This is a genomic window from Paenibacillus sp. FSL E2-0190 (assembly GCF_037992965.1).
GTDB classification, from domain to species: domain Bacteria; phylum Bacillota; class Bacilli; order Paenibacillales; family Paenibacillaceae; genus Paenibacillus_AQ; species Paenibacillus_AQ odorifer.
In genome coordinates this window covers 1,610,730-1,623,746 of the sequence record NZ_CP150306.1, presented here as the reverse complement: position 1 = coordinate 1,623,746, position 13,017 = coordinate 1,610,730, and the positions used below count along the sequence as shown (strand labels likewise).

Here is a 13,017-nt window from a genome sequence, read left to right as displayed (position 1 = left end):
CCTCAGACAGTGAGCTCACTTATGAGGAGATACAATCATTTATTGGTAAACTACCCAAAAGTAAAATGTCGATCTCTTTTAGTGATAAAGTAAACGGAAGCGTAGTAATTATTCAAACAGATGAAAATCGGAGCATAACAAATTGTACACCGGAAGAAACTTGTAGCAATCTTCAAATTAAATAAATATTCCCAAATCGTTAAATTAAGTTTTCGCGGGTCGCACGACATCTCCGCCAACTCTGGTTCACTGCAAGGCGGGTCTTTGTCTGCGGACCCTTCGGGATTCTCCCTCACGAAGACATCCTACCAATCAAAAGAGCAATCCCCAGTTGGCAAGTTGCTTTTTGAGGTAATGGACACGATAGGATGTAATAACCTAGAAATGAACTGGATTATGCGTGCCTCTAGGCACGCAAACAATTAAAAAGCCCCATGGAGTTGTTACGCTCCTATGTGGCCTTTCACTTAACTATCTTGAATTTTCTCCTTCAATTACAATATTTCTAGTACTGTTTTCCCAATCATATTTTTTTCCAAACATTACCTACATACCGCAAGTTGTACAACTAAATAGATATCTAGATTGTATTGATTCTTCTTCTCCCTCACAATATTCTTAACCAATCAATCTTAATAATACTGTATAAAAGTAAGGTTGGCATTGCATTCTCGTATGTCATAGTTATTACAGTCGTATGCGACTAAAGCACTACTATTCTTGCAAATAAGGTGTTTCAAAACTCTCAACAAATAAACCTGAACTACTGATCTTTATTAAAGAATCATTACATTCCTTCACACTCCCAATATACATGTAATAATCAAAACCAAAGTGAACAAACATCTCTCTACTTTGAAATTTACACCAAATCTTTTCTCTTAAAATTAATTGAGAAAGTAATTTCAACTCATACACAGAGATATAGTCGCCATTTTTCACACTGTTATAAATACTTTTCATCTCGTCAGTGTAGATGGAATGGAATTCAGCTTTCTCCACGTCAAAGTTATATTTTTCTAGATCTACTACTTGAATTGTGTATAAATTATTCTCAATCATTATTAAATTTATAGCCGTTATATATAATGATTCAGTTTCTAAATAATTTTCAATTAAAAAATCTCCAGATGGATACAAATTCCCGACATCACTTATTGAGGTCCATTCATTTTTTGTGTATACATTATTAATACGGTTAGCTGGGTTATATTTAGTAATCCTCCAAAAGAATTTATACATTTCAATCTCCAATCCTATTTAATAAGGCATCATAAGTACCCAAACGAGTATCTTTACTAAACTAAATATACCTTTTTTGAATCTATTTCCATATACCTCCGATCTGCAAATCAAGATCTTGAGCAATAGAGGGTTTACCATTTTTATACACTAGTTTATCCTTAATTTTTACTTTCGTCTTTGTAAAACCCTAATATTCCGCTAACATATCTGTTTCTTTATTTATTAATCTTAAGGTTTTACCGCTTACTTGAGTTTTTAAAACTTTATCTTTACTTCCACCGGTAAATAGAAATAGAAATAGAGCAGCGCCAAGCATAATATCGTCCATAGCTTGAACTCTTCCATAATCTCTCATTAATTGATCAATCTGCCCTTCATACATATCCTCATTTAAACACCTCCCTTCCCTATACATTATTTTGGAAATAATAAGGGTAGAAAAGTCTCCATTGCCCGCCAGTTAGAGGCCGAGGCCAGCTATCGCTTTGAGCAATGCTGTTTTTCCGCTGCCATTGGCTCCCTCCAGACCATACCAGCCTGGCGGCAAAGCCAGATTCACATTCCCTAGCAGCAAGTGACCATTATCTGCAAGAAGTTCAACCGCGGTAAGTTTTAGCTCAGCTCCTCGCACCACTCTTCCCTCCTATCCATATTGCTTGTAATGATGCCGATGGCACAGCAAAATACTTGTAATAACACCAAGCACTATTGCCAGACTAACAGCAACAAGCTTGCTTGCAAGCCAGTGTTCTGACCCGTATTCGCTGAACAGTTGAAATACACCAAGCCTCTCGCCAGCAGAAAACTAGATGACGCCCACTGCGAGGACAGCCGCGGGATACGTCTTTCCGCGTTTTCTTTAAGGATCTAAGGTGCATGATGGAGATTAAGTCCCCCATGTCTTCCCCAGTGTTATCGAATTTCTTGAGGTTGTGGACACGATACGATGTCAAAATCCACTTTCTTGATAGAAAAGCGTTGATAGAAGTATGAAGGTTTTACCGGATGGATGGCTCTTTTTTTTGTTATTCATTGTCCTTTTTTTAATAGTCACTTCGTTTTCTTAAATTTTCACTTGATATCAACAACTTAACAGTTGAAAGACATGATATTTAACATAGTTTGAGCATGTTTACAGTCACATCCGGGAAAGAATTAGCTGTGTTACGATATATCTTATTACTCTAGAGGAGTATTAATAATGTCAACAACTTGCAAAAGAGGTGTGTAATTGAAACTTCCAACAATCCAATTCGGACATATTAAATCGAGAGTTCCTGTTATTCAAGGTGGAATGGGTGTAGGCATATCCTTAAGTGGACTAGCCGCTGCTGTAGCCAATGCAGGCGGGATCGGCACCATCTCTGGTACAGGGATTACTCCTGATGAGCTGAGAATGCATATTCGCAAAACAAGAGAACTCTCTAAAGGGAATGGCTACATCGGTGTGAATGTACTATTCGCAGTGAAGGACTTTGCCGAAAAAATGAAGATTGCTTTGGAGGAAAAGGTTGACTTTATTATTTCCGGAGCCGGAATTTCTAGAGATATTTATGCTTGGGGTAAAGAATATGGTACTCCTGTCGTAACTATTGTTTCATCCGCCAAATTAGCCCGAATTTCCGAAAGACTTGGTGCCTCCGCAGTCGTTGTGGAAGGGTTCGAAGCTGGAGGCCATTTAGGTACAGACAGATCCATGTTTGATATCCTTCCTGAAGTCTTAGAGGCCGTTTCGATTCCTGTTATTGCTGCGGGTGGAATTCTAACAGGGGATGATATCGCAAAAGCCATTCGGATCGGCGCATCTGGTGTTCAAATGGGTACCCGTTTTGTGGCTAGCCTTGAGTGTGATGCTCCCTTAGCCTTCAAGCAAAAGTATGTAGATGCTCAGCAAGGAGATACTGTCCTAATCAAGTCTACTGTGGGTCTAGAAGGTAGAGCGATTCGGAATGATTTTACGGACCGGATCAGTGATGATGCCAAATTAAAGATAGTCAAATGCTATAATTGTCTAAAGGTTTGTTCACATCGCTTCTGTACAATGGAATCCCTGCTCACTTCCCTTAGAGGAGATGTTAAGAACGGATTGGTTTTTGCTGGGTCCAGAGTTCATGAGATTAAAGAGATTTTGTCCGTACAGCAGATTATCGACAATTTAATGGATGAGTATCAAGGGGCATTGAACCCGACAACTTAAGGTTGTTATAAGATTCAAAAGCACGATTAACCACTTAAGCAAGCTTGGGATTTCCGAGCATAAGTGGTTTTTTTTATTTCGCTTGATACTCAAATTTAGTTATATTTAATAAGCTTTTGTGTTGTATTAACCAAAGATTTCCGTACCTTTCTTTTTAATTGCAACAACAGCTAAATATCTTCACAGCCAAAATGCAATATGCCCAATCGCAAAAGATGACTGGATATATGTACTCTTCAGAGCACCACTTAACAATTTTCCCTCCCCCTTTCTCATGTATTTTTATGAGTTGGTTTAATACAAAAATTCGCTGAACTATATCTTCTCTAAAAAATTTAAATATGGTCCTTGAAGCTTTCTATGTATGCCGGTTAACGGATACTACCTTGTGATTATGAGTTTACCGCTCAGCCTTATAAAACTCCTGATAAAGCTTCATGAGCGCCCTCTTCTCTATCCTCGAAACATAACTCCGCGAGATCCCCAACTCCTTAGCAATCTCCCGCTGTGTCCTCTCTTCTCCACCTGTATCCAGCCCAAACCTACCCACCACAACTTCTTTCTCCCGGTCATCCAGAATATCTAGGTTGCGATATATTTTACTCTTCTCGATCTTCAGATCGACTTCTTTAATGACATCATCAGCTTCGGAGCCAAGAATATGGATAAGTGTAATTTCATTACCTTCTTTGTCCGTCCCAATTGGATCGTGCAGGGATACGTCTTTACGTGTTTTCTTGAGCGAACACAGGTGCATCAGGATTTCGTTTTCAATACAACATGCTGCAAATGTGGCTAGCTTTGTTCCTTTGTTTGGACGATAGCTCTCAATAGCTTTAATCATTCCGATGTTGCCAATGGAGATCAGATCCTCCATGTCCTCCCCAGTGTTATCGAATTTCTTGAGGTTATGGGCACGATGTGATGTCAAAAAATAAACCAATTACGATCGATTCTGATTCGAATTGGTTTCCTTTTGCATATTATATTTAATTTGTAGTTTCCGATTGATTTCTTGTGTACATCTTGGTAATCCATTTAAATAACACTTTACTTGATCAATCAACTCTAAGTAAGATATCAGATTATTCATACTTGTTAAATTGCGTCTAACAATATCCTCGGTTTCAATATGATAGCTAACGTTTTTCACACGTAGAGCAATACATTCAATATTTAGCCGAACATCTGCTAGTCCCATATAAAACACAATAATTTCAAAGCCTTGTTCCTTTGCATCCTCATCTGCCTTATAACGTTATCACCCGCTAAAATGGTTTCCACAATGAAATCCCACTTATTCCAGATACACTACCTGGCTATTCTTATGGCTTCTTTCCCAGCAGAAACTTTACTCTTTTCAGGATGCCCATTAGTGATCTTGCGGCTATGCATCTGGAATCATCAGTGATTCTGCTTTATGCCATGCTCCGATATAGAATCTTCCACTTTCATGAAATGAAAAAAATAATATTCTCCGTTAATTTTTAGCTGTTCCTTTTCTTTTTGATTTCGTCAAATTCACATAGAGATAAGTGAAATTCAAGGTTTTTGGTGATGCAGCCGGATGATGATACTCAATATCCTATAGACACTCCAAAACCTATCATAAATTGTAATCTATTTAACACAATAGTTTACATATACGTTACACACAATAATTAAAAGAGCCGTTTTTTCCTTTTCACAAACTCAAAATATATTAAATTTATAATATTCATTGACTGAAACAAATACTAGTGTTATATTTCCTAACATTAAATAATAAAATACATACAGGAAAAGGAGATTACGCACATGAATAAGTTCAAACGTCTACGTGAAACTAAAAGAGAGCATTCTGGTTCCACCCGATCTGAATATTCACCAGCAAAAAAAAATTGGAGTAAAAAGCAATTTATAGCTACTTCAATTGTGTTATCTGTTATTGCTACGAGTGTAATTCCGTTCCAAACAGCTGACGCTTTAACTAGAGTTACTTCAGAAAGTGGCACAGTATGGGAGATTCACGATGTTTTTGCTCCTAGCTTAGACACAGGAAGTTTACGTACAGTTGGTGCTACACAAGTACAAGGTTTCGGCAATATCTTTGTTAAAGTGTCCTCGCCTTCAGCTCCGCTGATGAATGGTCAAATGATGCGTGGGTTTGACTTGAAATATGACGGCGTTAATAAGTTTACTTCGGCTCAATCTGTAAATCTAGGAAATGTAACAGTAACACGTGAGGTGTATGTGGATACTATTCATAATCGAACGAGATTCTTTGATACTTTCACTAATAAAAATGATGTGGCAATAAAAGTTGATGTATCATTCGGTGGCTCTTTAGGATATGGTACAACAACAAATGCTTCAGTAGTTAAGGCAACCTATTCAGGCGATCTAAAGGTAACTACAGATGATTCATGGATTGTTGTAGATAGTAGCGCCAAAAACAATAAGCCGCTAGGCGTTGCAGTGGGATCTCCAAAGCCGTTTGATAATGGATTAACCGGTCTAGGTAATCAGCAACAGGATCCCTTCACAATACCCTTAGCTGAGTATGGAAATGAAGCGAATTTCTATGGGTTCATTAATTCACTAAATATTGGGCCGGGCGAATCGAAATCCCTAGTAAATTATGTACAAGTTGGAGAAGCTGGTGAAGAAGGGTTGAAAAATCTGGTTGCAATGCTAGATGGACTTAATAGTCTGCTGGATGTAACAGGATTAACAAACGCACAAATTCGGTCAATTAGCAACTGGGATATATCTGCTATAGAGGGACTTGATACTGGAGATCATCTGGTTATACCAAATGCTCCTGCGCCTAAAGAATTAGTAACTTCATCGCCGTATGATGTTAAGAATAAAGCAATTGCAGAAATGCAACAGGATATGATTACTGGCAAAACTACCTCTGTACAAATTACTCAAGCCTATTTAGATAGAATCAAGGTATACGATGAGGGACAATTGGGATTCCATGCATTCCTGCATGTATCTGAAACTGCGCTTAACCAAGCAAAAGCTGCTGACGATGCCCGTGCACAAGGTGTAAAAGGTGATTTATTGGGTATTCCAATTGCGATAAAAGATATTTATGATACAAAGGATATGCCTACTACCGGTGGCAGTAAAGCTCTTGAAGGCTGGCAGCCTGATTCTGATGCATTCCAAGTGAAAAAACTGCGGGAAGCTGGAGCTGTAATTATTGGTAAAGTAAATACTTCTGAGTTTGCTAACAGCGGAAGTTTTAGTGAAAGCGGCTGGCAGCAAACATGGAATGCACTCTATCCATCGAAAACATCTTTTGGCTCAAGCGGCGGGTCTGCAGTATCTGTTGCAGCTGATTTTGCAGCAGCAGCAATGGGATCGCAAACAGGGGTATCTCTCTATGCACCAACTACAGGCGCTAGCTTAAAAAGCTTCCGGGGTACAGACGGTATGGCAAGTACTACAGGTGTACTGCCACTCACTTGGGGACAAGATTATGCAGGTCCCATTGCTAAAACAGTAACTGACCTAGCTATTATATTGAATGCTACAACGGGTACGGACCCACAGGATATTTTCACAGTCACTGCTGATGCAGATCATAAGCGTCCAGTGGATTGGAAGGAATCTCTGGATGTTAATGCATTGAAAGGAAAGAAAATTGGATACATTCCTGCATCCTTTGTATCTGCATATGCTGATGATGATACTGGACAGGCAGTGATGGATAAGTTCTCAGAGCTTCAAGCAGCGGGTGCGACTATGGTTGAAATGTCAGCTGTACCATCAGGCCCTAGTCGTCCTTCAGGTATTAATGGATCTACTGAAGGTTGGGCACGTTATATTGAGTTGCATAAGGACTTCCCTTATATTGATGGAGCAAGTGTACTAGCTTCAGATAAAGTGCTTATCTATAATCAAAGAGGATATAGTACCCCAACTCGTATGACTGAACAGGCTGTACAAGATTACATTAAGTATAGAGCTGACTATAAGGATGTTATTAAAAGCTGGATGGACGCCAATGGCGTTGATGCTGTTGTTTATGCAGGTTTTATTAGTGACGTATATAACAATGACGCAGCAGCTTCTCAATTAAGTTCAGACCGTAACACAGGCGTATTAACCTCTACTATGGGTCTACCTACGGTAGTTGTTCCTGTAGGAACGAATGACAGCGGATATTCTATCTCTATGCAACTGGTTGGTAGAGCATGGGACGATGCAAAAGTTTTAGGCATGAGCTACGCTCTTGAGCAACAAAGTCAAGCTAGACTACTTACAACATTTGCTCCAGCACTTCAATACGTTTCAAACTCTACTAATCCTGATCCAAACACAGATAATGGACCAACCCATCCAAATACTGGAGGAGGTACGGTGACACCTCCAGCAATAACAACGCCTATAGAAACACCGGCACCTGCAGAAACAATAACACCAGCAGATAAGCCAAAAGTTGTTAGTTTTGTAGATACCATGAATCATTGGGCAAAAACAAGCATTGACGCACTAATTGCTAAGGGATTATTGACGGGGTATTCCGATGGAACATTCCGTCCAAATTCAGGTTTGACTCGTGCGGAAGCCATCAAGGTAATTGCAACGCACATGAAACTTGAAGGACAAGAAAGTAACTTTATAGATGTATCTCCAACTCATTGGGCGAATAAGTTTATTGGTGCAGCTGCTAGATCAGGCTTGATGAACGGATATAGTGACGGAAGCTTCCGTCCAGATGAGAAGATTAGTCGTGGTGAATTAGCGGCACTAATCACTCGAGCTTTTAAGCTAACAGGTACTGGAAACACATCATTCAAAGATGTTACAAGAAATGCATGGTATTATGATTCCATTGATGCACTCGCATCCAATAATATTATTACAGGATACGCAGACAGTACATTTAAGCCTGAAAAAGATATTACTAGAGCAGAGTTTGCAACAATTGTTTCCAGATTACTAGAGACTACTAATTAAAAGAAATTCAATTAAAAATGACAGAGTACTCGAGTAACCACGTTTACAGGAAAGGCCATCCCGAAAGGGATGGCCTTATAACTTGCCGTTACAGATAGTGCGATGAACCGTACCACAAGTAGGGCTAACCCTATCCACACAAAAAACGACTCATCCGTAGACAAGTCGCTTTTCAAGTTTTATTATTAATAGATTATTACTGTGTAATTGTCATCAGTCTCACCGCTTCGCCTTATAAAACTCATGATACAGCTTCATCAGCGCCCTTTTCTCTATCCTCGAAACATAACTCCGCGAGATCCCCAGCTCCTTAGCAATCTCCCGCTGCGTCCTCTCTTCCCCGCCTGTATCCAGCCCAAACCTACCCACCACAACTTCTTTTTCCCGGTCATCCAGAATATCGAGGTTACGATAAATCTTACTCTTTTCGATCTTCAGATCGACTTCTTTAATGACATCATCAGCTTCGGAGCCAAGGATATCGATAAGTGTAATTTCATTACCTTCTTTGTCCGTCCCAATTGGATCATGCAGGGATACGTCTTTACGTGTTTTCTTGAGCGAACGCAGGTGCATCAGAATTTCGTTTTCAATACAACGTGCTGCAAATGTGGCTAGTTTGGTTCCTTTGTTTGGACGATAACTCTCAATAGCTTTAATCAGGCCGATGGTGCCGATGGAGATGAGGTCCTCCATGTCTTCACCTGTGTTGTCGAATTTCTTGAGGTTATGGACAGGATACGATGTAAGATCATCTGGTTTTCTTAGAAGTCTTATTTAAGATGCTTGTAGTGAATGTTTAGCCCCCCCCCCGAGCCTTGAGATACAGTAACTGTCGGAAACGCTTTATCCCAATCTATTCCATTAACAGAGGTAAAGTAATCAAAGTAATTACTTTCTTTATTTGAATAGGTTATCGCCTGAAACACTTTTAAACCTGTTTGCTTCCACACAATTTCATCATCAGTAAGCATAGTTCTCGCAGCCCGTGAATGATCGTTATCAAAATACGCCGCATTACTCTCATCCAAATATAACGAATTGGTGTGATAATACGTTTGATCCAAGTTGTTAAGATCATCCGTTCTAACCAAGATATTACTCAATGCCGTTTTCTCTAGAATATTTCCGTTTCGATCGTATGAAAAGTAGTAGTTCCCTGGACTCGAAAAAGAATATACTAGTCTTCCATTTGAATTGTGGTAATTTGATGTCTATACTGAGCCGCGATGGCTCTCTGATCGAGCAACTGAAAATGAATACATAGTATTAATGCAGCCAAAATTATAAACTTCAGAGATTTTTTCATCTTTATTCCCCTATATAATTAAAGCCATACGTTTCGACATTGAAACTCTCCTCATCTCAAAGACATCGAATAATAAAAAACCAAGATTTTATATTAAATTCTATAATTATATTTTTTTGAATTCGACATCATCTATCAATATTGAACCACCGAAATGAATGCCCCATATTAAATAATACGTAGATTGAGTATGCAAGAATTAAATTACAACTTCTTCCATAAAAAGCATTGGTACCATTTTTATTAACGATGAAATAGATTGAATCTGCTGCAATAAATTCTACCGTTACACCTACTTCAAAACCCATTGTGTTATTGTAGGTCAATTTTTGTGAATATAATTGAGTATTATTATTTCACACCTTTACGATTACACTGTCTCCAGCAACCATTGTATTCTTGGCCACATTCAGCTATTCGAATAAATCCTGACATAGGCGCAACCCATTTTCTTGCGGAATTAAGACTCTCGATACAATACGACCGTAACAGCATATGCTGTTACGGTCCAGTTAACATTACCAATTTCCAGTTTCAAAGTTTTCGTTATAGACTTTTTCAACACTTACGTTGTTCGAATTTTCATAATGAAATTAAATAGTTGATTTAAATCAGTGCTTGTATAGTTACAATTAATCTCACATCTAATTATAGATATATAGTATACAATTTGTGCTTTTAATTCTGACGTATATATAAATACATATTCAGAATTCATAAACTTATCCAATTCAATTCAGTTTTCAATTTCATAAAAATATCAAAAAATAATTTATTTATTTCTTCTGAAACAATAATGCCATACTCTTTTATTAACATTTGCAATACCTCGTATGGAATATCGGAATCTCTTGATACCGAATTTTAAGATCATCTTTATCAATTATCATTACAGTAAATAAATTATTCTTCCTTTCTCCATCATACTTCAAACATATTTTTATATTATCTTGAAATATCTGATACATCTTTAATAACTCCTTCCGCCATGTTATTTATTAGATTAGATTTTTGCGAATCTGTTAAAGGACTCTTTAGATTAAAATCTTTAAGCAACATATTTAAAGTATCTAGTGCTGTTCTTTTATTTCCATTCTCAAATGCATGCTGCGTAATGCTTCTTGTAATTGAGGAAATCTGATCATATTTATTATCATAGTATGAAATAGTCTTTTTTAATACCGTAGCCACTACTCCGTCTCCACCGTTTATCTCAGCATTGGCAATATTACCTGTTACTCGAATGAGTCTGACTTTGGTGCTATCCATGTCCTCACCGAATCGATTTCGGCTGGATGGTGAATATCTTTATTTATTAGTGTATACGGAATACTTTCTTTCCAATATCCATTCTTATACTTCAGATTCGTATACTCATTTGCATTCCATTCCTGATAATACCAGTTTTCATTACCTTGTATATTACTTTATAATCCAATCACAGATGAGCTAGGTGAGTTTCATTGCAAGGGGGAAGTTTCAATCAGCACTCAAAAAGAAACCACATAGAGTATGTACTCACATGTGGCTCAACATATAGATTATAAAAAACTCATTTTTTTCGAGAAAAATATATAGTTTATTTAAAGGAATGCATCAAACCACATTTGCATAAAGGGAACTTTATATATCAATCTTACTTATCCAAAGGGTATTTCCATTGGAATCCAGTTCGTATGATACCTGTTGCTTTGCTTGTGATCGAGGCACGCTTTTGTTATAGATATCTAAATATAGACGTACTAAACGTACTCCCCCATGTGTACAATTAGTATTGAATATTTCAATAGCAGGATCTGGATTTCCACTCTTATTTCTGACTTCATTCTGACGCAAAGTACTTACTAATTCATTGATTCTAAAGTAATTCCTAAAAGCCCATTGAATATTACGCGATTCTTTTTTTTGGACTTCTTCGAATTCTTCGAATAGCTGAAAAACTACTGTATTATTACTTAGTATTTTTACTTTATAAGCTTGATCAAATTCAAGTAAACGCTCTTGTGGGATAAACTGAAAATAATCAGGACCAAACCACATCATCCATGTAGAACCAAACCAAATATCATTTACATATAAAGAATTTCCTGGGAGAGATGTAGGGTCAATCATAACAGTAGCACTATCTATATTCTGCAATTTCAGCTCATCGACTGGTCTTCCGTATTTCTCGTATTGCCATAAATCCGTATTTTGCTGCCAAAAATAATCATCTTCAGGATAAATGCAAGCTACAATTCCAATATTATCTTCAAAAAAACCATCTGTATATGCGATCCAATCCTGTAGTTCTACTCTAGTTATATTACTAAGATTAATGATTAGCGATGCCGCATCTCTCCCTTTATTAAGCATAATTTTATTGCCATTTAAGTCAAGTAACGTTATAAAAACAGGAGCTTTTTTACTCATCTCTTTTGTAAAGCAATTTGAAAAGTCTTTTTCGTTATAATCCAAAACATTCCCTTTAGTTACTAAATCTGATATAAAATGTTCTATTTTAAATCCAGGAGCGTTCCTTATCCAATTTAATACATTTTCTAAACTCAGATATTTACTTTCAAATATAATTCGTAATTGTGTTTGAGACATTTTAAAACTCCTTTATATAAATTTTAGTATCCCCTGCTTTGTCAAGTAGCGATTTTAGATCTATCATCCCTTTCGTACCTTTAGGAACAACAATATCTAATCGCCTTCTGTCTAGAGTAACATAAGCTTTGTCTATATATATCAAGACTGTTCAATTCCTTTAGATATTGAGATAGGGTACTATTTAAACTACTTGCCGTGTAACTCCTAGGGTCGATTGTTTTGAGGCTTATAATTTGGCGATCATTTGTTACAAAATCAATTACTGGAAGGTACCCCCCATTTTCACTTCCTATTTGATACATATCTTTATAATCATATTCTGCTAAAATCTCTTCAATCATTTCTCCTCTTTGAGTAGAACTCAAATCTGACCAAATCATATCCGATACTACTGATTTTGCTTCTTGTTCAACTATGGCTTTTGCGAGTTCGCCGAATAAATTCAGTCTTTTAGCTTTACTTCTTATTCCACTAGCACGCTTTTTCACGCCCTGCCAATAACTAGGGCTTTCCAAATCCATCCTTTTTATTTTTTCAGGTGCATAATAAGACCCCGGAGTTTCTTCGAAAATCATGTGACCACTTGGATCACTATAACGTATCGGGTTGTTATGCACATACGTATACAGGTTCAAACTCAGTGGATTATCAATCTGCCCCTCATACGTATCCTAGTTTATAAAGCGTACTTTTAATAAAGAAGGTGGCAACCGAG

11 protein-coding genes are annotated in these 13,017 nt (G+C 37.4%); 2 read left to right on the top strand and 9 right to left on the bottom strand.

Annotation, left to right across the window (positions count from 1 at the left end; translation table 11 throughout):
* Positions 1-714 precede the first annotated feature (714 nt).
* From NST25_RS07025 to NST25_RS07015, 3 genes are all read right to left on the bottom strand, one after another.
* Positions 715-1,242, bottom strand: coding sequence for a hypothetical protein (locus NST25_RS07025; protein WP_340393602.1), 528 nt, complete (start codon positions 1,240-1,242; stop codon positions 715-717).
* A 190-nt stretch (positions 1,243-1,432) separates the two neighbouring features.
* On the bottom strand, positions 1,433-1,627 hold the full coding sequence (locus NST25_RS07020) for a hypothetical protein (protein WP_340393600.1): 195 nt from the start codon (positions 1,625-1,627) through the stop codon (positions 1,433-1,435).
* Positions 1,628-1,705: 78 nt separating this feature from the next.
* Entirely contained in the window at positions 1,706-1,876 is a 171-nt protein-coding gene (locus NST25_RS07015; RefSeq protein ID WP_326047429.1) for a hypothetical protein, read from the bottom strand.
* A 600-nt stretch (positions 1,877-2,476) separates the two neighbouring features.
* On the opposite strand from NST25_RS07015, the gene NST25_RS07010 reads away from it, so the two are divergent.
* On the top strand, positions 2,477-3,442 hold the full coding sequence (locus NST25_RS07010) for a nitronate monooxygenase (protein ID WP_340393596.1): 966 nt from the start codon (positions 2,477-2,479) through the stop codon (positions 3,440-3,442).
* Positions 3,443-3,842: 400 nt separating this feature from the next.
* On the opposite strand, the gene sigK (NST25_RS07005) is transcribed toward NST25_RS07010, so the two are convergent.
* On the bottom strand, positions 3,843-4,385 hold the full coding sequence (sigK, locus tag NST25_RS07005) for an RNA polymerase sporulation sigma factor SigK (RefSeq protein ID WP_340393593.1): 543 nt from the start codon (positions 4,383-4,385) through the stop codon (positions 3,843-3,845).
* An 854-nt stretch (positions 4,386-5,239) separates the two neighbouring features.
* On the opposite strand from sigK (NST25_RS07005), the gene NST25_RS07000 reads away from it, so the two are divergent.
* Positions 5,240-8,398, top strand: coding sequence for an amidase family protein (locus tag NST25_RS07000; protein WP_340393591.1), 3,159 nt, complete (start codon positions 5,240-5,242; stop codon positions 8,396-8,398).
* A 219-nt stretch (positions 8,399-8,617) separates the two neighbouring features.
* Here the strand turns inward: NST25_RS07000 and sigK (NST25_RS06995) are convergent, their stop codons facing one another.
* The 5 genes from sigK (NST25_RS06995) to NST25_RS06975 form a co-directional block, all read right to left on the bottom strand.
* Positions 8,618-9,175: an RNA polymerase sporulation sigma factor SigK gene (gene sigK / locus NST25_RS06995; RefSeq protein ID WP_340394370.1), complete on the bottom strand. Its 558-nt coding sequence runs from the start codon at positions 9,173-9,175 to the stop codon at positions 8,618-8,620.
* Positions 9,172-9,504 carry a hypothetical protein gene (locus NST25_RS06990; RefSeq protein ID WP_340393588.1) on the bottom strand — a complete coding sequence of 111 codons (333 nt, stop codon included), beginning with the start codon at positions 9,502-9,504 and terminating at the stop codon, positions 9,172-9,174. The genes sigK (NST25_RS06995) and NST25_RS06990 overlap by 4 nt, the downstream gene beginning before the upstream one ends.
* Positions 9,505-10,652: 1,148 nt before the next feature.
* Positions 10,653-10,976: a hypothetical protein gene (locus tag NST25_RS06985; RefSeq protein WP_076305683.1), complete on the bottom strand. Its 324-nt coding sequence runs from the start codon at positions 10,974-10,976 to the stop codon at positions 10,653-10,655.
* A gap of 354 nt (positions 10,977-11,330) precedes the next feature.
* The gene (locus tag NST25_RS06980; RefSeq protein WP_076187628.1) at positions 11,331-12,299 is read right to left on the bottom strand and encodes a hypothetical protein; all 969 of its coding nucleotides are present in this window, start codon (positions 12,297-12,299) and stop codon (positions 11,331-11,333) included.
* A gap of 80 nt (positions 12,300-12,379) precedes the next feature.
* Positions 12,380-12,877, bottom strand: coding sequence for a hypothetical protein (locus tag NST25_RS06975; RefSeq protein ID WP_076187630.1), 498 nt, complete (start codon positions 12,875-12,877; stop codon positions 12,380-12,382).
* Between the last annotated feature and the right edge of the window lie 140 nt (positions 12,878-13,017).